The 22,049-nt window shown below is 48.1% G+C and carries 20 protein-coding genes; 8 read left to right on the top strand and 12 right to left on the bottom strand.

Features of this window, described 5'->3' with window-relative positions; all coding sequences use genetic code 11:
* Positions 1–32 precede the first annotated feature (32 nt).
* A complete protein-coding gene (locus ACN08W_RS03395) occupies positions 33–1,175 on the top strand; it encodes an Mrp/NBP35 family ATP-binding protein (protein ID WP_419108798.1) in 1,143 nt (380 codons plus the stop codon).
* A 101-nt stretch (positions 1,176–1,276) separates the two neighbouring features.
* Here the strand turns inward: ACN08W_RS03395 and ACN08W_RS03390 are convergent, their stop codons facing one another.
* The 4 genes from ACN08W_RS03390 to ACN08W_RS03375 all read right to left on the bottom strand — a co-directional run bounded on the left by ACN08W_RS03390 (position 1,277) and on the right by ACN08W_RS03375 (position 3,892).
* Positions 1,277–1,648: a Sec-independent protein translocase TatB gene (locus ACN08W_RS03390; protein ID WP_419108797.1), complete on the bottom strand. Its 372-nt coding sequence runs from the start codon at positions 1,646–1,648 to the stop codon at positions 1,277–1,279.
* 215 nt (positions 1,649–1,863) lie between these two features.
* Positions 1,864–2,043 carry a DUF3117 domain-containing protein gene (locus tag ACN08W_RS03385; RefSeq protein WP_419103583.1) on the bottom strand — a complete coding sequence of 60 codons (180 nt, stop codon included), beginning with the start codon at positions 2,041–2,043 and terminating at the stop codon, positions 1,864–1,866.
* Positions 2,044–2,176: 133 nt separating this feature from the next.
* Positions 2,177–3,517: a hypothetical protein gene (locus ACN08W_RS03380; RefSeq protein ID WP_419108796.1), complete on the bottom strand. Its 1,341-nt coding sequence runs from the start codon at positions 3,515–3,517 to the stop codon at positions 2,177–2,179.
* 78 nt (positions 3,518–3,595) lie between these two features.
* The gene (locus ACN08W_RS03375) at positions 3,596–3,892 is read right to left on the bottom strand and encodes a hypothetical protein (RefSeq protein ID WP_419103585.1); all 297 of its coding nucleotides are present in this window, start codon (positions 3,890–3,892) and stop codon (positions 3,596–3,598) included.
* A gap of 311 nt (positions 3,893–4,203) precedes the next feature.
* On the opposite strand from ACN08W_RS03375, the gene ACN08W_RS03370 reads away from it, so the two are divergent.
* The 4 genes from ACN08W_RS03370 to ACN08W_RS03355 are packed head-to-tail and all read left to right on the top strand — an operon-like array spanning position 4,204 to position 7,427.
* On the top strand, positions 4,204–4,944 hold the full coding sequence (locus ACN08W_RS03370) for an amino acid ABC transporter ATP-binding protein (RefSeq protein ID WP_419101590.1): 741 nt from the start codon (positions 4,204–4,206) through the stop codon (positions 4,942–4,944).
* A gap of 12 nt (positions 4,945–4,956) precedes the next feature.
* A complete protein-coding gene (locus ACN08W_RS03365; protein WP_419103586.1) occupies positions 4,957–5,802 on the top strand; it encodes a glutamate ABC transporter substrate-binding protein in 846 nt (281 codons plus the stop codon).
* Positions 5,803–5,832: 30 nt separating this feature from the next.
* On the top strand, positions 5,833–6,516 hold the full coding sequence (locus ACN08W_RS03360; protein WP_419101592.1) for an amino acid ABC transporter permease: 684 nt from the start codon (positions 5,833–5,835) through the stop codon (positions 6,514–6,516).
* A complete protein-coding gene (locus ACN08W_RS03355; RefSeq protein WP_419103587.1) occupies positions 6,513–7,427 on the top strand; it encodes an amino acid ABC transporter permease in 915 nt (304 codons plus the stop codon). Before ACN08W_RS03360 ends, ACN08W_RS03355 begins: the two co-directional genes overlap by 4 nt.
* A 95-nt stretch (positions 7,428–7,522) precedes the next feature.
* Here ACN08W_RS03355 and dapE read toward each other — a convergent pair whose 3' ends face one another.
* Complete coding sequence (dapE, locus tag ACN08W_RS03350) at positions 7,523–8,656, bottom strand: succinyl-diaminopimelate desuccinylase (protein ID WP_419108795.1); 1,134 nt, start codon at positions 8,654–8,656, stop codon at positions 7,523–7,525.
* Between the two features lie 108 nt (positions 8,657–8,764).
* On the opposite strand from dapE, the gene dapD reads away from it, so the two are divergent.
* On the top strand, positions 8,765–9,718 hold the full coding sequence (gene dapD / locus ACN08W_RS03345; protein ID WP_419107423.1) for a 2,3,4,5-tetrahydropyridine-2,6-dicarboxylate N-succinyltransferase: 954 nt from the start codon (positions 8,765–8,767) through the stop codon (positions 9,716–9,718).
* A 211-nt stretch (positions 9,719–9,929) separates the two neighbouring features.
* A complete protein-coding gene (gene galE, locus ACN08W_RS03340; RefSeq protein WP_419108794.1) occupies positions 9,930–10,943 on the top strand; it encodes a UDP-glucose 4-epimerase GalE in 1,014 nt (337 codons plus the stop codon).
* A 119-nt stretch (positions 10,944–11,062) separates the two neighbouring features.
* Here galE and ACN08W_RS03335 read toward each other — a convergent pair whose 3' ends face one another.
* The 7 genes from ACN08W_RS03335 to ACN08W_RS03305 all read right to left on the bottom strand — a co-directional run bounded on the left by ACN08W_RS03335 (position 11,063) and on the right by ACN08W_RS03305 (position 20,032).
* Positions 11,063–12,361 carry a citrate synthase gene (locus ACN08W_RS03335; RefSeq protein ID WP_419103591.1) on the bottom strand — a complete coding sequence of 433 codons (1,299 nt, stop codon included), beginning with the start codon at positions 12,359–12,361 and terminating at the stop codon, positions 11,063–11,065.
* 190 nt (positions 12,362–12,551) lie between these two features.
* Positions 12,552–13,682, bottom strand: a complete 1,131-nt coding sequence (gene dapC / locus ACN08W_RS03330) for a succinyldiaminopimelate transaminase (protein ID WP_419108793.1) — start codon at positions 13,680–13,682, stop codon at positions 12,552–12,554.
* Positions 13,683–13,847: 165 nt separating this feature from the next.
* Positions 13,848–14,171, bottom strand: coding sequence for a ferredoxin (fdxA, locus tag ACN08W_RS03325; RefSeq protein ID WP_419101599.1), 324 nt, complete (start codon positions 14,169–14,171; stop codon positions 13,848–13,850).
* Between the two features lie 189 nt (positions 14,172–14,360).
* Complete coding sequence (locus tag ACN08W_RS03320) at positions 14,361–14,801, bottom strand: hypothetical protein (RefSeq protein ID WP_419103593.1); 441 nt, start codon at positions 14,799–14,801, stop codon at positions 14,361–14,363.
* Positions 14,802–14,812: 11 nt separating this feature from the next.
* Positions 14,813–15,715, bottom strand: a complete 903-nt coding sequence (locus ACN08W_RS03315; RefSeq protein ID WP_419108792.1) for a PIG-L family deacetylase — start codon at positions 15,713–15,715, stop codon at positions 14,813–14,815.
* Between the two features lie 141 nt (positions 15,716–15,856).
* Positions 15,857–17,764 (bottom strand): translational GTPase TypA, encoded by a 1,908-nt coding sequence (gene typA / locus ACN08W_RS03310; RefSeq protein ID WP_419103595.1) that lies wholly within the window; start codon positions 17,762–17,764, stop codon positions 15,857–15,859.
* Between the two features lie 270 nt (positions 17,765–18,034).
* Positions 18,035–20,032, bottom strand: a complete 1,998-nt coding sequence (locus ACN08W_RS03305; RefSeq protein WP_419103596.1) for a BCCT family transporter — start codon at positions 20,030–20,032, stop codon at positions 18,035–18,037.
* A 259-nt stretch (positions 20,033–20,291) separates the two neighbouring features.
* On the opposite strand from ACN08W_RS03305, the gene pgi reads away from it, so the two are divergent.
* Positions 20,292–21,971, top strand: coding sequence for a glucose-6-phosphate isomerase (gene pgi / locus ACN08W_RS03300; RefSeq protein WP_419108791.1), 1,680 nt, complete (start codon positions 20,292–20,294; stop codon positions 21,969–21,971).
* Positions 21,972–22,049: the final 78 nt, after the last annotated feature.

Below are 22,049 nucleotides of genomic sequence, written 5' to 3'. Positions count from 1 at the left end.
CTGTTGTTTTCTGTATTTTTCTAAGGATATTGATGTCTTCTATCGACGAAACACTATACGAGGCGTTGTGTACGGTCCATGACCCAGAACTTCGTCGCCCGATTACCGAGCTTGGGATGGTCGAGAAGGCGTACTTTGAGCAGGGCGTTGCTCATATTCACGTTTTATTAACGATTGAGGGTTGTCCGCTTAAGACAACGATTGAGCATGATATTACGCAGGCGTTATCTGTTATCGAGGGTGTCCAGCAGGTTCAGGTTCATATTGGGTATATGAACCCTCAACAACGGCAAAAGTTACGGAGTACGTTGGGGCATAAGTCTAAGAATCCGTTTAGTGCTGAGGATTCTTTGACTCGTGTCTATGCGGTGGTCTCAGGTAAGGGCGGTGTGGGAAAGTCGTCGATGACGGCTAACCTTGCGGCATCTTTTGCAGCTGATGGGCTATCGGTGGGGGTCGTTGATGCTGATGTTCATGGTTTCTCTATTCCCGGTCTTTTTGGTATTGAACAAGCTCCGACACGTTTTGAAGATATGATTCTTCCGCCGGTGGTCTCTGTTCCAGAGAATGTTTCGGGGCAGGGCTCTGGCTGTGTCAAAGTCATTTCTATGGGCATGTTTGTTGCTGGTAATAAGCCGGTGGCGTGGCGTGGTCCGATGCTTCATCGTGCTTTAGAGCAGTTTTTGACTGATGTTCATTTTGGCGCTATTGATATTCTTCTTCTTGATTTACCGCCGGGTACGGGTGACATTGCTATTTCGATGGCTCAGCTTTTACCGACAGCAGAGTTGGTGTTGATTTCTACTCCGCAAAGTGCTGCCATTGATGTTGCAGAGCGTGCTGGCACGATGAGTGTTCAAACTCAGCAGAAGGTTGCTGGTGTTATTGAAAATATGGCAGCGATGCGTATGCCGGATGGGTCGATGCTTGATATTTTTGGCGCAGGAGGCGGTGTGAAGCTTTCTGAGCGTCTTTCTGCGACATTAGGGTATGATGTTCCGCTTCTTGGTTCTGTGCCTTTAGATGTCTCTCTACGGACGGGAGGGGACGTCGGTGTGCCTCTGGTCTGGGCTGATACGAGCTCAGAAACGGCTCAATCTATTAACCGTATTGCTCGTCAACTATCGCATCGTGCGCGGAATTTGAATGGTAAACCGTTACCGTTCAACGTCTAAGGAGGTTCTTCTCTAAGAATAGTAAGGTTTTCGCCAGCGATGATGGGTTTTTGCCTAGCTAGAGGATAAGAGCGAATACAGTATTGTGAGAAGGTATCGGTTTAAGTAGCTTCAATATCGAAAGGTGCGTATGCGCCTTGAGGTAAACGCTGAGTATTTTGTGCTGGTGGTTTGTTCTCAGCTTCTCGTGCTGCTGCCAGACGTGCGCGTTCTTCATCGTCTTCAGCGAGAGCTTCACGCACGATAGTTCGCGGGTCGTATTGGCGTGGATCATATTGTTTCCAGTCAAAGTCGCCTAGCGGGTTATCCCCCATGACTTCTTTGAGGTCGTCTTTTGCCTCAAACGCCATGGCGCGAACCCATTTAACGCCTTCTTTGAGTTTTTGGGCGTACTCAGGCATGCGTTCTGGCCCGATGACCACGAACACCAGGATTACAAGGACGATAAATTCCATTCCGTTAATACCGAACACAATATGGAAGATTACCAGTTAATTCGGAAGAAAACCGTCAAGCGTCGCATAGTTCATCATCTTTGCCCAGAAAAATATGAGCGATACGCTCTGCTGTTGAGCATGGTGAGGCATAACAGTTCAAGAGCTGTTATTTTTGTCAAAAGTGTTCGGGCGACAAAACTGCCGTGAAAACCGAAGAAGTTTTCACGGCAGTACGGCGTTATATGGTGCTTTTATGAAGTGCTGGGTTGGTCAAAATCTTTGAGACAGTTCTTGAGGTCTTCAATTTCTTGTTCTGATACTTCAAGTACGAGTCGACCGCCTCCTTCAAGAGGTATTTTAACAATAATGCTCCGGTTTTCTTTGAGAATCTCTAAAGGTCCGTCACCGGTGCGTGGTTTCTGGGCAGCCATCTTTTTACTCCTTAATAATGAGTCCCATGGTCATGGTTCAAACTCATGTGACAGCAACCATAATAAACTAGCTGAGGTTTATTGTCTCGTTATGTTGCTCAGTTATCGTAGTATTCCTCAGCGTTCATAACTTTTAAGGTGGATAGTCTCCCCCACCAGGTAGCTCTTTCCAATGCCAGAGCCAGCCAACCCACACACTTTGAAAGATAGCTGAAGCGACGATCCAAAGAACTCTATATGCTCGTGAACCACTCAACCCGATAAAGACCAAAACTACGGGGAATAACGGCAAGAGAAGCCGGAATGTGGAACTTTGTGGGTATAGGAACAGCAGAAGATATATCAGGTAGCTATAACACCAGAGGTTAAGCACCGGATGTAATACACGACGAGCATATCGCGAGGCCATCAGAAAAATAAAGCCGAGAATGCTCATGATGAGCACAGGAACACCCGCTAACCCAAAATATTCTTGGCTTTGAGCAATCCACGGCTGAAATAGGACAAGATGGCTCTGCCGCCATGCAGTTTCTGTTGCGGTATATGCGTCGATTCTTCCGGTATAAGCCCATGCAATAAGAGGCCAAGAGATAGCAGCCGCACATATGCTGATTGCGCTAACACCTTGTCCGAGATGTTTTATAAGAACTCCACGTAACGTACTGACGGTGGAATGTGCTTGTGGTGTTTGGTGATAGCTACGGTACATGCAGATAAGCCACCATATTCCCACTAAAGCCCCTAATGGTACCCCTACTGGGCGAGAAAAAGCGGCGAGGATTCCAGCTATTGCCCCTAGTGCCCATCGTTGGGCCATTATGAGGTAGAGAGTCAGCCCAAGAAACACCATATTTAGCGCTTCAGCATAAGGCACTTGAAGGATAGGTGCTACTGGCGCCCACGCAAAAGCAGCGGTAGCCCATAACGCTAAATGGTGTGGAGACTCTACAGCACGACTAGAACCGTTATTCAGGTGTAGGCGATGCTGTCTGCACCAGCTGATAGAACGGTTAAAGAGGAGATATACCACAAGGGAGGCAATAAATCCCGATACGGTAGCTAGCGCTATAGCTGTTGGATAGTATGCGCTACCAGTAAGTTCTTGGATGAATTTTACGCTCATCGGGTAGAGCGGATAGAACGCCCAAGTATTTTGGGTCACCGTGCCTTCGCTATTCGTGGGTAGTGTATGAGGGTACCCGTCGAGGGCTATTCGTTCGTACCAGCCAGAGTCCCAGATACTGATAAATTCGAGATAGGACATTGGCCCTATTTTCCATGGAGTGTATTGATCTTGCGCGCCGACGACGCTAAAAATAACCCAGCCCCAAAGACGGCTTAGCGCAAAAATACTTAGGACTTGGGCGCCCCAATGCAGGTGCTGCCAATAAGTGAAGAATCTGTAGCATAGAAGATACAGATATGCGCTAAAAGCCTGTAGATAGGTGTTCATTCGATGAGTGAGCTGATGCATAGCGAGGTGAAGTCCCTCATTTTTCGTACATGATGTTGCAGTGTTTAACGTTAGAAAATTCTCGGCATATAGCGCTAATTATTGGCTGGAGGAGGCTTCTTTCTCAGCCAATGCGTCTCGCAATGCGAGATTATCATGTTCTGTTTTAATAAGTGCGGTGATTAATTCTTCACGAGAGAACTCTTGATATTCAGCAAAAGTTTTTGAAGGTTCATCGACTTGCGCAGAGGGATGCTGATAAAAATCAATTCCATCTTCTCCCATGTGAACTAGGGTTTTACGAAGAGGATAGAGTCGGTCGCTACCAAGCACTGCAACACCCATCATGGTCACAGCAAGAACAAGAAAAGTGACTCCGACTAGAAGATAATTCATCGTTTTCCTCTCGTTTTTCTCCCCCATTGAGAAAAAATTTATGTGTTTTACTCTAAGCTATCTTAAGCGCGCTTCTCATGATGAGACAGACCGCTCTAAGCTTGTATTCCGTGACTGTTTTCAGTCTCACGATTTTTGGCTTAATAAAACTCTGCCGTAACAATAAGCGTCATCTGTAACATGCAAGTTACATAAGCCCGTGTACGGTAGAACTGTATATTTCAGGTGTCTGCATTCTCAACGACTATTCCCTCTTTATCACATAGGGACTTTTCTCTGCAGACATATCTACTTTCGTCAGGAGGAACCTAGTGAACGATTCGCTTGTTCAGCTCACATCGGTCAATAAGCACTATGGCGATTTGCACGTTCTCAAAAATATCAATCTTGAGGTGGGCAAAGGAGAGGTCATTATTCTGCTAGGACCCTCTGGTTCTGGTAAATCTACGCTATGCCGTACCATCAACCGTCTTGAAACTATCGATTCCGGTGAAATTCGTATCGACGGAAAGCTCCTTCCAGAAGAAGGCAAAGAACTCGCAAAGCTACGTGCAGAAGTAGGAATGGTTTTCCAGTCCTTTAACCTCTTTGCACACAAAACAATCCTCGAAAACGTCACTCTTGGTCCACGTAAAGTTCGTGGCATGAGCAAAGCAGATGCAGATAAATTAGCCATGGAATTACTCACCAAAGTGGGTGTTGAGTCCCAAGCTCATAAAATTCCAGCACAGCTCTCTGGCGGCCAGCAACAGCGTGTTGCTATCGCCCGTGCTCTAGCAATGCAACCTAAGGTGATGCTATTTGACGAACCAACTAGTGCACTCGACCCAGAAATGGTTAACGAAGTTCTCGACACCATGGTATCCCTTGCACGTGAAGGTATGACCATGATTGTTGTAACTCACGAAATGGGATTTGCACGTAAAGCAGCAGACCGTATCGTCTTCCTTGCAGATGGAGAAATCCTCGAGCAAGCAACCCCAGACGAGTTCTTCACCAACCCCAAGTCTGAGCGTGCAAAAGATTTCCTTTCCAAAATTCTCAACCACTAATTAGGAGGTAGTATGAGCGTCATTCACCGCCTCAAAAGTAACGCCGTGAAGACTCTTGCTCTTGCAGCAAGTGCTACTCTCGTTCTTTCTGGATGTGCAGCAAACTCATCAGAAGGCGATAAGCTACGCATCGGCATCAAATACGACCAGCCTGGACTAGGCTACCAAGATGGCAAAAACTACACCGGCTTCGATACCGATGTAGCTCGCTACGTAGCACAAGAACTTGGTTACCCAGAAGACCGTATCGAGTGGGTTGAGTCGCCCTCAGCAAACCGCGAAAATATGCTGACTAACGGTCAGGTAGACATGATTTTTGCGACCTACTCCATCTCAAAATCTCGCCTTAAAACTATCGACTTTGCAGGCCCTTACTTTGTTGCAGGCCAAGATCTTCTCGTTCAAGCAGATAACAACGACATTAAAGGTCCTGATTCTCTCAACGGAAAGAACCTATGTTCTGTAACAGGTTCAACTTCGGCAAAGAAAATTCAAGACAAATTTGCCTCAAGCGTTCAGCTTGTTCAACAAGGCTCCTACTCAGACTGCGTTGTGGCGCTCAACGCAGGAATGGTTGATGCGGTAACCACCGATGACATCATTCTTGCTGGACTCGGCTCCACTAAAGCAAATAAAGGACACCTCAAACTCGTCGGCAACACTTTCACCGACGAACGCTATGGAGTGGGCCTGCCCAAAGGCAGCGATAAGTGCGAAGCCATTAATAAAGCTATTAACAAAATGGTAGAAACTGGCGAATGGGAAAAGGCACTGGCTAAGAACGTCGGTGACTCAGGTTTCGTCTATAACAAGGAGCTTAATCCTCCTCACCTTGGCACATCATGCGCCACATCCTAACCATTCATTCTTAGATTTACGGAGACTAACGTGACTTTTAGCGAACAGCTCTCCACGCTCTTTAGCACCTATGATGTGCTTGGTGCGTTTTGGGTTAATATACAGCTCACTTTTTGGGCAGCTATTGGATCATTTGTTATCGGCTCCATTCTCGCTCTCATGAGAATTTCGCCGGTACCTTCGCTCCAATTAGCAGGAACAGCGTATGTTCATATCTTCAGAAATACGCCGTTGACTATTCTGATGACCCTCGCTATTTTGGGCGTGTGGACACAGTTCCAGCTACAGCTGGTTTCAGATTTTCAGATGAACTTCTTCCTCTACGCAGTAATTGTCTTGGCGCTATACCATGCAGCTTTTGTGTGTGAAGCCATCCGTTCTGGCGTCAATACCGTTCCTATCGGACAGGCAGAAGCGGCACGAGCCATTGGGTTAGGATTCTTCCCCGCTGCTCGTCATATCATCTTCCCTCAGGCGTTACGCGGTTCCATCACTCCTTTGGGCAACACGTTGATTGCGCTTGCAAAGAACTCTACAGTGGCAACAGTTGCTTCAGTAGCAGAGGCATCGGGCATGATGAAATCCATGATTGAATTCAACTCAGACATGATTTTTGTGATTTTCATGGTCTTTGCAGCAGGATTCGTCATCATCGTTGTTCCCATCGGTTTATTGACCACATGGTCCTCACGTAAATTGGCGGTGAAACGATGAAAACTCAGCAAACGACTTCGGTCCTCTTTGATACTCCAGGCCCTCGCGGTCGAGCGCTCACACGAGCTTTCAACATCATTGCAATTATCGCGTTGCTTGCGTTCTTCGGTTATGTTCTTATGGTCATGAACCGTCAAGGGCAGCTTGAAGCCGAAAAGTGGACAGAACTTTTCACCTATCGTGCGTGGGAATCGTACTTTATCCCCGGCATTATCTCAACCCTTAAAGCGGCCTTTATCGCTGTAATTACCTCAGTGATTTTTGGAATGATTTTTGGGTATATGCGTCTGGCTCAAAACGCTTTTGTACGTGCTATCGGCACAGTAGTTGTTGAGTTCTTCCGAGCAGTTCCCGTACTCATCATGATGATTTTCTTCTGGCTCTTCTTGGGACGCTTCTCCGTGTTCTCTCCCTCAGAGCTTCCCTTTATTGCGGTAGTTCTCGGATTGACACTGTATAACGGTTCAGTCATCGCTGAATTACTTCGTTCAGGCGTCAAACAGCTCCCTAAAGGCCAAGGAGAAGCCGGCGTAGCAATTGGCTTGACTCCTGGTCAGGTTCTTCGCAATATCTTGATGCCTCAGGCAATGCTCACGATGATGCCTTCATTGCTTTCACAGTTTGTGGTCATTCTCAAAGATACTGCCTTAGGTTATATCATCTCTTACCCAGAGCTTCTTGCCGCAGCACGTCGATTTGGTTCGGGTGAAGGCAATATTCTCCAGAGCCTACTCCTAGCAGCGGTACTCTTTATCATCATCAACTTTGCTTTGACGATGTTTGCAAGCTGGCTATCTGGTTTCTTGAGCTCACGTTCGTCCTCAGGTATTAAAAAATCTGATGGTGTTCCAGGTGAGGTTGATAATCCGAACCCCGATACCATTCAGATGTTTAAGATGCCTAAAGCCTAGAAGTTTTTTTAGCTTCTTATGCATAAAGCTTTGGTGTTATCGACGATCACTTCGCCGACAACACCAAAGCTTTTTCTATGCCCAAAGAGAAGAAGCTATTTCTGTGATAGCCACTCTTTGAGGCTCGTAAAGCAATGATAGATTTCTTCAACGTCAACATGTTCATCATCAGTATGAGCAAGTAAGGCATCTCCGGGCCCAAAGTTCACTGCAGGAATACCCATCTGAGAAAAACGAGCAACGTCGGTCCAACCGTATTTAGGTTTAGGTTCTTCTCCGACGGCAGTTATCAGTTCTTGCGCCAGAGGAGCGTCAAGTCCTGGGCGGGCAGCTGCAGATTGGTCAACAAAGTCAAGTTCGTATCCGGCAAAGACCTCGCGCATATGAGTGGTAGCTTCTTCAAGAGTGTGTTTTGGTGAGAAACGATAATTGATGTGCACTGAGCATTGGTCAGGAATGACGTTACCGGCTACTCCCCCAGAAATTTGGACAGCATTGAGCCCTTCTCGATAAGCTAGCCCCTCAACTTCGTGAGTTTGAGCTTCATAGGAGCATAGGAGGGTCAGCACATCATTCATTGCATGAATTGCGTTTTTTCCGACCCATGACCGCCCAGAATGTGCGGCGACACCTTGACAATGAATCCAAAAACGCATGGTTCCGTTACAACCACCTTCAATAGTTCCATGGGTGGGTTCAAGAAGAACTGCGAAATCTGCGTCGTTGAGAAGATGAGGGTGATGACGCATTAACCGTGCTAAACCGGATAGTTCACTGGCAACTTCTTCATGGTCATAAAAAACATAGGTGATATCGTATTGGGCGTGTTGTAGGGCTGCCGCTAAAGCCAGTTGTACGGCAACACCTGATTTCATGTCGGTAGCGCCCCGACCATAAAGTTTTTTCACCCCGTTCTCTTCGCACCATTGGGAGGGTACTGTTCCTCTAGAATTTGGGGTCTGAGGCAGTGGAACAGTATCAAGGTGACCGGCAAGAATAACTCGCTGTTTCTTTCCCCATTGGGTGCGAGCAATGATAGAGTCACCGTCACGAGTGACCGATAAATACTCGAGCGAGCGCAAGGAGGTTTCAACGGCGTCGGCGAGTTCGTGCTCATGGCTAGAAACTGAAAAAATATCGATAATTTGAGCACTTAGTTCTGCCACGTCACCGGAAATGTTGAGGACGTTGCTCTTTGTGTTGTGTTCGGTTCGGTTATCTTCGTTCATAGGTTTTATCTTACTCAGCTGTAGATCTTTGACGTTGTTCTCTGTGAGCTTTTCTCAGTCGGTGATACTGGCTTTAACGTACCGCTAGAACAAACTACACTAGAGGGTATGAGTGATAATAATGTACGTTTAGCTTCTGGAATTGGTATCGCAACAGTTGTTTGTCAGGGTGCAAACGCTGGAACTGTCCTTGATACGTGGTTTCCTCGTCCGACGTTGGGAGAGACTCCTGTTGATCTTCGGTCAGAATTAGAACCGTTGGTTGGTTCTGATGAGTCTCGTAATGTGCGCACCGAGATTGTTTCTGTACGTATTGATATAGATCAAGCACCGGCTGATGCTTCTGACGCTTATCTTCGGTTACATTTGCTATCGCATACGTTGGTAGCCCCTAATAACATTAATCTTGATGGTCTATTTGGGCAGTTAGCTAATGTGGCGTGGACGAACTTTGGTCCGGTGCTTGCCAGTGAAATTCAAGATCTTCAGATTGGTCTTCGTGCTCGTGGGAATCTTGTGATTTCTCACGTGGATAAGTTCCCTCGCATGATTGATTATGTTGTTCCGGCAGGTGTCCGTATTGGTGATGCGGATAGAGTACGCCTTGGCGCTCATCTATCTGAAGGTACTACGGTGATGCACGAGGGATTCGTCAATTTCAACGCTGGCACCTTAGGTGTTTCGATGGTAGAGGGACGCATCTCTCAAGGTGTCGTTGTTGGCGATGGTTCTGACATTGGCGGGGGTGCTTCTACGATGGGTACTCTCTCTGGTGGTGGTACCGAACGTGTCAGCATTGGTGAACGTTCTTTGCTTGGTGCTGAGGCAGGTGTCGGTATCGCTCTTGGCGATGATTGTGTCGTTGAAGCTGGTTTATACGTAACAGCTGGTTCTCGGGTGACCTTATTGCAGCCCGGTCAAGATCCTGTGACGGTGAAGGCTGCCGAATTATCTGGTGTTTCTAATATTTTGTTCCGCCGAAATTCAGTTTCTGGTGCAATTGAGGTATTACCTCGTGCGAATAATACGGTTCAGCTTAATGCGGACTTACATTCAAACTAATCATGAGCTGATCTAAGGCGTAGTATTTATCTGATACTACGCCTTAGGTGGTGCTTGGGGTGTTTCGTCCTTTGTTGTGGCTACAGATGTAGTACAAAGTCTTCTAGAGTTTCTGAGAATAAAATTGCAGAAAAACAGTAGAGTTAAAAGAAGAGTTTGGTCTTGATCGGATTCGTTGACTGTTGTTGAAGACTTCTATTGAGGGAGAAAAATGAAAATTCTAGTTACTGGTGGTGCCGGATACATTGGCTCACACACTGTTTTAGAGTTGTTAAATGCTGGTCATGAGGTTGTTGTGATGGATAACCTTGCGAATTCTTCTGAGGAGTCTTTACGTAGAGTCAGTGAACTCAGCGGTAAAGAGGTTGCCTTCCATCAGGTTGATTTGCTTGATATGCCGGCGATGAAGAAACTCTTTGCGGAGCAAAAGCCTGAAGCTGTCATTCATTTTGCAGGGCTTAAAGCTGTGGGTGAGTCTGCTGAGAAACCGTTGTGGTATTACCAAACGAATGTGGCGGGTACGCTGAATCTTCTCTACGCAATGGAAGAATCTGGCTGCCGTTCTATCGTATTTTCTTCTTCTGCTACGGTGTATGGTGAGCCGGAAGAGATGCCTCTAACCGAAAAAATTAATATGGACGCCCAGTCTTGTTATGGTCGCACTAAAGAACATATTGAAGATATGCTCCGTGATTTAGGTGCTTCTGATGAGTCTTGGAATATTGCTCTTTTGCGCTATTTTAATCCTGTCGGTGCGCATGAGTCTGGCAAAATCGGTGAGGACCCTTCCGGTATCCCGAATAATCTGGTGCCCTTTATTGCGCAAGTTGCGGTGGGCCGTCGTGAATTCTTAAATGTTTTCGGTAATGACTACCCCACGGTCGATGGTACCGGCGTTCGAGATTATATCCACGTTGTTGATTTGGCTGACGGCCATTTGAAGGCTCTTGACTACATCACTACTCATGGCGGGGTACGCACCTGGAATTTAGGCACTGGTAATGGTTATTCGGTACTTGAAGTTCTTCACGCCTTTGAGAAAGCCTGTGGCAAGGAGCTCCCCTATCGTATAGTTGCACGTCGTCCGGGCGATGTGGCAGTGTCTTTTGCTGATCCATCATCTGCTCTTGCTGATTTGGGTTGGTCTGCTCGTCGTGATATTGACACGATGGTACATGACCACTGGAACTGGCAGAAGAATAATCCTCAAGGTTATGGGCAATAATACGAGATTATAAGACCCGTTATATCTGCTTCCGTTAAGAGGTTGGGGGTCGATAGCGTTGATGCTATCGACCCCCAACCTTTTATCTCTTGATACGAATACGGAACGGCTAGTCCCGTTTAGGAGTGGTTCTCTTGGCTTCCGGGGTAGTGCCGTAGTGGTTCTCCAACGTACACTTGACGTGGGCGCCCGATTCTAATTTCGGGGTCGTGGATGAGTTCACGCCATTGGGCAATCCAGCCTGGCATACGGCCAAGGGCGAAGAGAACGGTAAACATTTCTTCGGGGAATCCCATGGCCTTGTAGATAAGTCCGGTGTAGAAGTCTACGTTGGGGTAGAGTTTCCGTTCGATAAAGTAGTCATCAGCTAGTGCTTTTTCTTCTAGTTTTCGGGCAATGTCGAGCAGTTCGTCGTTGCCACCTAGTTTATTGAGCACTTCGTCAGCAGTTTTTTTGATGATACGAGCACGCGGATCGTAGTTCTTGTAGACTCGGTGGCCGAATCCCATGAGGCGTACGCCGTCTTCTTTACGTTTGACTTTTTCCATGAAGGCTTCAGGGCTGATACCTTCTGATTGGATGCTACGTAGCATGTTCAATACAGCTTCGTTTGCGCCTCCGTGCAGTGGCCCGTGGAGTGCGTTGATACCAGCAGAGATGGAGGCGAAAATATTGGCTTGTGCTGATCCGACCATGCGCACGGTAGATGTTGAACAGTTTTGTTCGTGATCTGCGTGCAATAAGAGCAAGGTGTCTAGGGCTTTAGCCTTAACGGGGTCTACTTCGTAGTCTTCGGTGGGGAACCCGAAGCACATCCTCAAGAAGTTTTCAGCGTAGTTGAGGTTGTTCTGTGGGTACATGAAGGGTTCGCCTTTAGATTTTTTATAGGCGTACGCTGCAAGTGTTGGGACTTTAGAGAGAAGTCGGAATGTTGATATTTCTACGTGACGTTTGTCGAAGGGGTCTAGGGAATCTGCGTAGAAGGTGGACATGGTTGAGACGGAGGAGGCGAGCACTGCCATCGGGTGTGCGTCGCGTGGGAATCCGGCGTAGAACATTTTGAAGTCTTCGTGTACCATCGTGTGGCGGCGAACCATGGTGTCAAAGTCTTCGTATTCTTTGACGGTGGGTAGTTCACCGTAGATGAGCAGATACGCTACTTCTAAGAAGCTGGCATTTTCGGCGAGTTCTTCGATGGGGTATCCACGGTATCGTAGGATACCGGCGTCACCGTCGATGTAGGTGATGGCTGATTTTGTGGTTGCGGTGTTCATAAATCCGGGGTCGTAGGAGACTTGACCGGTGTTTTTCATCAGCCCTGCGATGTCAAATGCGCCGTTGCCTTCGGTAGGGGTGACGTAGCTTAGCTCCTGTGCGGTGTCGTTATAGTGCAACACAGCGGTATGGTTTTCAGACATTCTTTCCTCCGTGTATCGAGAAATTGTGGTGTCTCGGTAGCAGCTGTATATTGTGGGAAGCTGTGTATGCCATGGTGGTGGCTTTTCTACCGAGAGCACTAAAAGTAATCTCTATTACACCCTACAGGTAAGAATGTTATAAGTCACATTCATGTGGGCTTGTTGCGTATTTTTCTAGTCAAAATGACATTTATCGACGCAGACGCTCTACCGCATGGTTGATGTCCTCATCACTTCCGGTCAAAGCAATACGCACGTATCCTTCCCCTGCAGAACCATAGAAGACGCCTGGTCCTACGAGGATACCTAAACGAGCAAAACGTTCGACAGTAGTCCACGTATCTTCGCCGGCACTACCCCATAGATAAAGACCCGCTTCAGATTCTTCGACTTGAATACCGAAGTTTTGCACAGCGGGTAGAAGTAGCTCGCGACGAGCACGATACAAGTCTTTTTGTGCTTGGACGTGTTGCTCATCGTTTAGCGCTGCAATCATTGCAGATTGCACCGGTGCAGGAACAATCATTCCGGCATGTTTACGAGAGTTAACGAGATTGAGAATGAGCTGCTCATCGCCGGCAACAAAAGCGGCTCGATAACCAGCCATATTAGATTGTTTAGACAACGAATAGACGCTCAGCACGTTCTCAAAACTTCCTTGAGTGACGTAAGGGTCGAGCAACGAGGGAACAGAAGTTCCGCCCCGCTGAGCATCCCATTGACCCCAACCAAGTTCGGCGTAGCATTCATCTGATGCAACGATTGCACCGAGCTCACGTGCTTGTTCAACTAATGTTCGCATCTGCTCGAGAGACGTTACTGCACCGGTAGGGTTTGACGGTGAGTTAACCCAGATGAGCTTGACTCGAGAACGAGTGCCCTCATCGAGTTCTTCTAGAGTGTCTGCAGCAACGTGTTGGGCTCCTGCTAGTTGTGCTCCGATGTCGTAGGTTGGGTACGCGATACGCGGGCGTACAACAACATCTTGTGTATTTAGACCCAGAAGAAATGGCAACCATGCAATCAGTTCTTTTGAGCCTACTGTTGGCATAATTTGTTGGGGGTTCAGCCCTGTTACTGAACGACGGCGTTCATACCAGCAAGCGATAGATTCTCGAAGTTGCACAGTGCCGTGTGTGGTGGGGTATCCGTGTGCATCCGACATATTCGCCAATGCCTCTCGTACAACAGAGGGTGTGCTGTCGATGGGCGTGCCGATTGAGAGGTTGACAAGAGGACCTTGATATTGTTCTGCAATTTCTCGGTAGGGTGCGAGTTGTTCCCAGGGGTATTCTGGCAGATTAAGACCGAATGTAGGCATGAACTTTTCCTCAGTAGATAGGTCGGTATTTGGGGTGTTCTCATATCTTATCGTTGCAGGAGGCTCTGCCTAAAAGATATTTCATATCAAGAAATCTTTGTGGTCAAGAAAAAAGAGCTTCTATGCGCTAGTGGTTGCGCACAGAAGCTCTTGATAAGAATTATTTTAGTCTTGGTTTTGTGGCGGGAGTCCAGCAATCCACGCGACATCGCTGCCGGTTGGTCCTAGACGTGCAGCCCCACCAGGAGAGCCGAGTTCGTCGAAGAAGTCTGCGTTGGCAGCGGTGTATTCTGACCATTCTTCAGGGACGTCGTCTTCGTAGTAGATTGCTTCTACGGGGCATACGGGCTCGCACGCGCCACAGTCTACACATTCGTCGGGATGAATGTATAGCGTACGCTCTCCCTCGTAGATGCAGTCTACGGGGCACTCTTCAACACATGCGCGATCTTTGACATCGACGCAAGGCTGGGCGATAACGTAAGTCATGCAATAGCCTTTCTGAGCCGGTACGGCGGATTCTTAGAAGCACCTTGTAGTGCAAAACCTCTACCTATGGTAGTCCGATTGAGTCGAAACTGAAGACTTTAGTGGTGGAACTGACATAGTTTTTACCACCGAGTTATTTTCTTTATCAAATAACTTAGCTTAGCCTTAGCTTAGTTTCAGCTGGAAAAATTATGACAAAGAACGTGCCACACGCTGAGCGATAAGAGCAGCACCCAAAGCACCAAAAGTCCATATCACACCAGCAATTCCCACCGGAACTTGGGGGTTCAAGAGCACCAATAACGAGCCTTCTTTACCGAAAGCAAAAAGACCAATGAGTATAAAAGCTACAATGCCAACCAAGGCTCCGCCCCATGAAGCCCCAGACCGCAACGCACTCCATAAACTCGCACAAAACACCATCACAATAGCTACACAACTCCCCCACGGCACAAACCATGAAGCATTCGGCGCATACCAGATGGAAGCATGATACATCGTCCCCATAAATCCAGTAATAACACCTAAAGCAATTGCCGTGATGACGGAGTTCAATGCTGTCGGATACACATCGACGTTTTGACGATCCTCATCTGAAAACGAACGCGAATTGACCTTAGTTTGTTTCATCTTTTCTTCTCCTATGATGAGGAAGACAGCTCTACTGTTGAAGCAGACCACACGAGCCGATACGTTTCTCGAGCAGATATTTTTTGAGTCACCAAATTAGAGAACTGATAGCTATCTTCAGCGGTAATAATCACCTGAGTACGATGAGCTGCCATAGCCTCACGTTTACGCACAAGAGACCCCTCAATCACAGCCTGTACTCGGTTATCCTCAGAAGAATAGTCTCCTTCCAACCCCCACAATAGGCAAGGAGCATCGGGAGTGCCCTCAAGATTCTTGACAGCTTCCAAGCTCACTTCATGAGTTCTCACATGATCAGGGTGACCGTACCCTCCCCCAGCATCATATGTCACGACAACATGCGGTCGATAATGTTTAATCACACGCATTAGAGCCTGAACTTGAACATCTAAAGAAGTTTTCGTCAAGCAGCCAGAAGAAGCCTGCGGGTTTGCTTCAGGGCGACCGTTAGCACCCCATACCATTCCAGAGTCGTAGAAGACTGATGGCGTATCTTTTCCAGCAGAAACACCTTCACCTAAAAAGAGGTGCTCATGAACACCCAGAGACTGTATTGCCTCACGCAATTCACCAGAACGATACTCTCCCAGAGCCTGACCGCCATCAGTGCACTGTTGCTGCCCAACTTCAAGATGTTTAAGCTCACTCGGGATTACTTCGCCTAATTCACCGCGAGTCATCGTCACTAAGTCTACTTGAGCACCAGAATCTGCTAAAAACCCCATTGTTGCACCAGTAGAGGTAGATTCATCATCAGGGTGAGCATGAACGAAAAGGACACGCGCTTCATGCACCTCTAGCCCCTCAGGCAGTAAAGAAAATACAGCGTCTTCGCGGACTGTGTCGCCTTGTTCTGGATAATACGGTGTGGAGTCTTGCTCTTGAGACAGCATACGTTCAACCCTCCTACAGTAGTAATTCTAGCGTGTACAGGTATAGTGTGAAGGGGCTACCATCACTGATGGTAACCCCTTCACTGACAAGGTGTTAAACTTCAATCCCACAGGCGAAGCTCTACCCAAATACTGTGTTAATTAGTCGCGGTGACGACGACGATATTCACGAATACGTTCGTTGGAATCAAGAATCACCTTACGAATACGAATAGCTTCAGGAGTAACTTCCACACACTCATCTTCACGTGCCCATTCAAGAGATTCTTCGAGGGTGAGCTTCTTAGGCGGAGTCATATTCTCAAAGTTATCAGCAGTAGAAGAACGCATGTTCGTTAGCTTCTTCTCTTTAGTGATGTTCACTTCCATATCGTCGGCACGTGAGTTTTCACCGATAATCATGCCTTCATAGACTTCGGAGGTTGGCTCAACAAAAATCGTGCCTCGTTCTTGAAGGTTGATAATGGCATAAGGTGTTACAACACCAGCACGGTCAGAAATCATCGAACCGTTAGTACGGTATTCGATGTCTCCAGCCCAAGGCTCATATCCAGTTGAGTAGGAGGAAGAAATGCCTGCACCACGAGTTTCAGTCAAGAACTGGGTACGGAAACCGATCAAGCCACGAGCTGGCACAGAGAATTCCATACGAACCCAGCCGGTGCCGTTATTCGCCATGTTCTCCATACGGCCTTTACGTGCTGCCATCAGCTGAGTTACGGCACCAAGGAACTCTTCTGGAACGTCAATAATCATGTGTTCCATAGGTTCATGCAATTTACCGTCAATGGTCTTGGTAACAACCTGAGGTTTACCAACAGTCAGTTCGAAACCTTCGCGACGCATCTGCTCCACCAAAATAGCAAGCGCGAGTTCGCCACGTCCTTGAACTTCCCATGCGTCAGGACGCTGAGTAGGAAGAACCTTCAAAGAAACGTTACCGATAAGCTCTTTATCAAGACGGTCTTTAACCTGACGCGCGGTGACTTTAGCACCCTTGACTTTACCAGCAAGAGGAGAGGTGTTAATACCGATAGTCATCGAGATTGCTGGGTCATCAACGGTAATCAGTGGGAGCGCTTTAGGGTTATCAGGGTCGGTGAGGGTTTCACCGATGGTGATGTCTTCGATACCTGCAACTGCCACAATTTCGCCAGGGCCAGCTTCTTCAGCAGGTACGCGGTCAAGCGCTTTAGTAACCAAGAGTTCAGAGATACGAACGTTCTTGAGTTGGCCATCTTGACGTGCCCATGCAACGGTCTGTCCTTTTTTGATGCGACCATTGAAGATACGCAACAACGCTAGACGTCCCAAGAAGGGTGATGAGTCGAGGTTGGTAACGTGCGCTTGAAGAACCTCTGTGGGGTCATAGGTTGGCGCTGGAACGTGGTTGATGATGGTTTCGAAGAGAGGTTCGAGGTCATCGTTATCAGGAAGAGCGCCGTCTGCTGGCTGGTTCATCGACGCTGCACCAGCTTTACCGGAAGCGTAGACGATAGGCACATCCAGCAAGGAATCTGCGTCGAGGTCGGGAACCTCATCAGCGAGGTCGGAGGCAAGACCAAGGAGTAAGTCCATGGATTCGGAAACGACTTCGTCGATACGCGCGTCGGGGCGGTCTACTTTGTTGACCACAAGAATAACAGGTAGTTTTGCCGCTAGTGCTTTACGTAGCACGAAGCGGGTCTGAGGAAGAGGCCCTTCAGAGGCGTCAACCAATAGGACAACACCATCGACCATGGAGAGTCCGCGTTCGACTTCACCACCGAAGTCAGCGTGGCCGGGGGTGTCAATAACGTTAATGGTAATTTTTTCACCCTGTGCAGAAGGGCCATCATAGAACACGGTGGTGTTCTTTGCCAAAATGGTGATGCCTTTTTCCTTTTCGAGGTCACCAGAGTCCATCACTCGGTCTTCAACGTCAGCGTGTGCAGAGAATGCGTTGGTCTGCTTCAGCATTGCATCAACGATAGTAGTTTTGCCGTGGTCAACGTGCGCCACAATTGCTACGTTGCGCAGGTCGCTGCGCGAAGCGGTGTTTTCAGACATGCGTATAAGTCTCGCTTAAATCTAGGGAATAAAAGATGCCCACTCAAGAACAATTTATTTGGTAGTACCCACACAAAAAATGAGCACCCTGTAAAGAGGGCTTAGTGACATCATACCTGTCTTCATACTCAGATACCCTCTACGGTGATAAAACTCCCTAAAAGATTTAGCTCATAGTTTTGTTTAAAGTCGCAGGGCGGGTACCCATAAGTTTTTCTTATGGGTACCCGCCCTGACTTTAGGTGAGCGCTCTATGTAGAGTTCTACGTGTTATTTTTTACGTGAGCTCCATGGCATTTTTCGAGAAGTTTTAGCAGAGCGGTCTGCTTCTACTTCTTCGGCACTTACCATGCGAAGAGCCTGTGTATCAGTGATTTTCTTGATAGCTGCAGTATTTGCTTCGACTTGCATCGTCACATCATCAACGACTGAGGCGACAGCTTCTTCCACGGCTTCTTCCACCGCAGCTTCAACCTTCGCGTCAACAGCTTGGCCAACAGCTTGGTCCAGAGCCTGATCGACCGCATTTTCGATGGCTTGTTCCATGTGGGCTTCGACGTGCGCTTCAACTTGCGCTTCGACGCCTTCAGCAACCATCTCATCCACGGTTTCGCCGATACGTTCGTGTAGTTCTGCGGCAATTTCTTCTCGAGCATTACGACGCTGAGCACGAACGAAGAGTCGGTGCTCATAGCTCAATGCTTTATAGAGCGAGATACACATCATGATAATCACGACGGAGAATGGTAAGGCCGTCAAAATCGCAATGGTTTGAATTGCCGTGAGGGAGTCTGGCCCGCCCACAAGAATCAAGACGATTGCGGTAGCTGCTGCTACGACAACCCAGAACACGCGAATCCAAGTCTTGGGTTCAGGTGAACCGTTGGTTGAGAGCATGCCCAGAACGAGCGCACCAGAGTCAGCTGATGTCACAAAGAAAATCGTAATCAGCAGAACTGCGCCAACAGTAAGGGCAGTACCAGCTGGAAGGTTTTCGAACATCTTAAATAGTGCGTTTTGAGCAGAGACACTTCCGTCTGCTTCAAGAAGGGTCTTGTTTTCGAAGAGCTCTTGATGCAGTGCAGTTCCACCAAGTACGGAGAACCAGAAGAAGGAGGTGAGCGCTGGAACGATCAGAACGCCCATCACAAATTCGCGAACGGAACGTCCTTTAGAAACGCGTGCGATGAACATACCAACGAAAGGTGACCATGAAATCCACCAGCCCCAGTAGAAGGTGGTCCATGCAGCTTGGAACTTCTCGCCCTCATCGCCGTATAGTGCGAGGGTATCGAAGGTCATGGAGACCATATTTTGGAGGTAGTTACCGATGGAGCCAACAAATTCTCGGAGTAAGAAGATGGTTGGTCCAACGACAAGAACGAAAATGCAGACGATAGCTGCAAGCATGAGGTTTCCGTTAGAGAGGAGCTTCATGCCTTTTTCGAGTCCGGTCACAACAGAGAAGAGGGTAATGCCCATAAGAACGATGATGATTCCCACAAGCCATAGCTCGTTATCTGCAGGAATGTTGAGGTAGCCAAGTCCAGCAGCAATCTGCATCACGCCAAGGCCGAGGGATGTTGCGACACCGAAGAGTGTTCCCACGAGTGCAACGATGTCGATGACGTCACCCCATCCGCCCTTGACTCGATCACCGAGTAGCGGTTTGAGGGAGTATCGGATAGATAGCGGCAATTTGAGACGGTGTGCAGAGTATGCAATAGCCAAACCTACGATGACATAGATAGCCCAAGGGTGGAAGCCCCAGTGCAGGAAGGACTGGCTCATTGCGGCTTGTGCTACTTGTTGTTCATTACCGCTCACGCCGGGGCGTGGGGTGACGTAGTGCATGAGAGGTTCTGTTGCACCATAGAACACCAGACCGATACCCATGCCTGCAGCGAAGAGGAATGCAAACCAGGTGGTAAAGGAATATTCGGGTTCGTCATCGTCGTTTCCGAGTTTGACGTCGCCCATGCGGGAGAACCCGAGGTAGAGCGCAAAGATGACGAAGAATGCGATGATTGCGACGTAGTACCAGCCGAAGTAGTTAATAACGTCGCTTTGTAGTGCGTTAAAAATTCCTTTAGCTTTTTGGGGGAAGAGGAGTGTGAACCCGATAAAAACCGCCATAATAACGGCAGCGGGCCAGAATACTTTACCGGAGAGGTTTCCGGCGCGCATATTGGCGCGGGTTTCTTGACTTACGTCTGCTTTGCGTAAGTCTGGAGCCCCCTCAGGTAGTGAAGTTTCAGTCTTAGCCATATGTGTTATTGCCTTATATCTCTGGTTACGAACTGTGTATGTTATTCGTTAATAAAAAACCCTGTATGGACAGGGCTAGCTCGTCCAGCATATCGAAAATATGAATTAATATCTACTAAATCATCAGATTACTTATAATTTATTAAGTAGGCTCACTATCTATTAGAAAACACCTCGGAAAATATGTCCCCTATCACTAAATGAGTTTTTCTTCCTTGAGAACTAGGCAGAGCACCCACAAGAGAGGAAAATAAGAATTATGACTAACAACATCGTAAATCCCACTCAAACCACAGCATGGGAAGCCCTCACACGTCACCATCAAGAACTCACACCAAACCTCCGCGGGTGGTTTAAACAGGACCCACAGCGAGCAGAAAAACTCAGCTTCACAGTGGCAGACCTTCACGTAGACCTCTCCAAAAACCTCATCAACGAGCAGACCCTCGAACTGCTCACTCAGCTAGCTCAGCAAGTACAGCTAGAACAACGCCGCGACGCAATGTTCGCCGGCGAACACATCAACGTCACCGAAGACCGCGCCGTCTTGCACACCGCTCTACGCCGCCCACAAGGAGCAACACCAGAACTGGTTGTTGACGAACAAAATATTGACCAAGACGTACACGACGTCCTCACTAAGGTCTATGCATTTGCTGAACGCGTTCGTTCAGGCGAATGGGTTGGCGTCACCGGAAAACGCATTAAAACCATCGTCAATATCGGTATCGGCGGATCAGACCTTGGCCCCGTCATGGTCTATGAAGCGCTCAAATCCTATGCACAACAAGGTCTAGAAGCACGCTTCATCTCAAACATTGACCCCACCGACGCAGCAGAGACCGTCAGCGACCTCGACCCCGAAACCACTCTATTCATCGTCGCTTCCAAAACTTTTGGCACCCTCGAAACCCTCACTAACGCACGCGTATGCCGTGAATGGTTACTTGAAAAACTTTCAGCAGCCGGAGCACTGGAAGGCAAAGAAAACCGTGAAGCAGTAGCACGCCACTTCGTAGCAGTTTCTACAGCACTCGATAAGGTGGAAGCATTCGGCATCGACCCCGAAAATGCCTTTGGATTCTGGAACTGGGTAGGAGGCCGCTACTCTGTAGACTCCGCCATTGGAACATGCCTTACTATCGTCCTTGGCCCACAAGTCTTTGAAGAATTCCTTGCTGGATTCCATGCCGTTGACGAGCATTTCCGCACCACCGAACTTTCTCAGAACGTTCCTGCACTCATGGGATTGCTCAACATCTGGAACGTCAATTTCTTGGGTGCAGAAACCCACGCAGTACTCCCCTATGACCAGTACTTGCACCGTTTCCCTGCATACCTACAACAGCTCACCATGGAATCTAACGGTAAGGGCGTCACTGCAGACGGACAGCCCGTTATCTACAACACCGGCGAAGTTTTCTGGGGAGAGCCGGGCACCAACGGACAACATGCGTTTTACCAGCTCATCCATCAGGGTACCCGAATTATCCCCGCAGATTTTATTGCTTTTGCAAACCCCATTCACCCAACTCGTGATGGTGAGCAAGACGTTCATGAGCTCTTCCTCGCAAACTTCTTCGCACAAACTAAAGCGCTGGCATTTGGTAAAACCGCAGAAGAGGTTCGCGCAGAAGGAACCGCAGAAGGAATTGTCCCCGCCCGTGTCTTTACGGGTAACCGCCCAACAACCTCTATCATGGCTTCACGCCTAACACCTTCTGTCCTTGGACAGCTCATCGCCCTCTATGAGCACATCACCTTTGTTCAAGGTGTTGTCTGGGGTATTGACTCCTTCGACCAGTGGGGTGTTGAACTTGGTAAAGAGCTTGCATTACAGCTTGCTCCAGCCGTTGGTGGAGATCGGGAGGTTCTTGCACAGCAAGATTCATCGACTCGGGGTCTTATTCAGTTCTACCTTAAAAATCGCACAGCCTAACGAGCTCAACAATATCCTGCTCTAGGGGTGGGGGGTACACACCCAAATGTGGGTTCACCCCCCCCCCCAAACGGTTTT

Source organism: Rothia sp. CCM 9419 (assembly GCF_048512815.1).
GTDB lineage: Bacteria > Actinomycetota > Actinomycetes > Actinomycetales > Micrococcaceae > Rothia.
The sequence above is the reverse complement of the archived record's forward strand: the minus strand, read 5'-3'. Positions and strand labels throughout refer to the sequence as shown.

Bases quoted from the DNA above. Each gene is read 5' to 3' on its own strand.
- ACN08W_RS03395 (WP_419108798.1), top strand. From the start codon at position 33: ATGTCTTCTATCGACGAAACACTATACGAGGCGTTGTGTACGGTCCAT.
- ACN08W_RS03385 (WP_419103583.1), bottom strand. From the start codon at position 2,043: ATGGCTGCCCAGAAACCACGCACCGGTGACGGACCTTTAGAGATTCTC.
- ACN08W_RS03380 (WP_419108796.1), bottom strand. From the start codon at position 3,517: ATGCATCAGCTCACTCATCGAATGAACACCTATCTACAGGCTTTTAGC.
- ACN08W_RS03375 (WP_419103585.1), bottom strand. From the start codon at position 3,892: ATGAATTATCTTCTAGTCGGAGTCACTTTTCTTGTTCTTGCTGTGACC.
- ACN08W_RS03365 (WP_419103586.1), top strand. From the start codon at position 4,957: ATGAGCGTCATTCACCGCCTCAAAAGTAACGCCGTGAAGACTCTTGCT.
- ACN08W_RS03355 (WP_419103587.1), top strand. From the start codon at position 6,513: ATGAAAACTCAGCAAACGACTTCGGTCCTCTTTGATACTCCAGGCCCT.
- dapE (WP_419108795.1), bottom strand. From the start codon at position 8,656: ATGAACGAAGATAACCGAACCGAACACAACACAAAGAGCAACGTCCTC.
- dapD (WP_419107423.1), top strand. From the start codon at position 8,765: ATGAGTGATAATAATGTACGTTTAGCTTCTGGAATTGGTATCGCAACA.
- galE (WP_419108794.1), top strand. From the start codon at position 9,930: ATGAAAATTCTAGTTACTGGTGGTGCCGGATACATTGGCTCACACACT.
- ACN08W_RS03335 (WP_419103591.1), bottom strand. From the start codon at position 12,361: ATGTCTGAAAACCATACCGCTGTGTTGCACTATAACGACACCGCACAG.
- dapC (WP_419108793.1), bottom strand. From the start codon at position 13,682: ATGCCTACATTCGGTCTTAATCTGCCAGAATACCCCTGGGAACAACTC.
- fdxA (WP_419101599.1), bottom strand. From the start codon at position 14,171: ATGACTTACGTTATCGCCCAGCCTTGCGTCGATGTCAAAGATCGCGCA.
- ACN08W_RS03320 (WP_419103593.1), bottom strand. From the start codon at position 14,801: ATGAAACAAACTAAGGTCAATTCGCGTTCGTTTTCAGATGAGGATCGT.
- ACN08W_RS03315 (WP_419108792.1), bottom strand. From the start codon at position 15,715: ATGCTGTCTCAAGAGCAAGACTCCACACCGTATTATCCAGAACAAGGC.
- typA (WP_419103595.1), bottom strand. From the start codon at position 17,764: ATGTCTGAAAACACCGCTTCGCGCAGCGACCTGCGCAACGTAGCAATT.
- ACN08W_RS03305 (WP_419103596.1), bottom strand. From the start codon at position 20,032: ATGGCTAAGACTGAAACTTCACTACCTGAGGGGGCTCCAGACTTACGC.
- pgi (WP_419108791.1), top strand. From the start codon at position 20,292: ATGACTAACAACATCGTAAATCCCACTCAAACCACAGCATGGGAAGCC.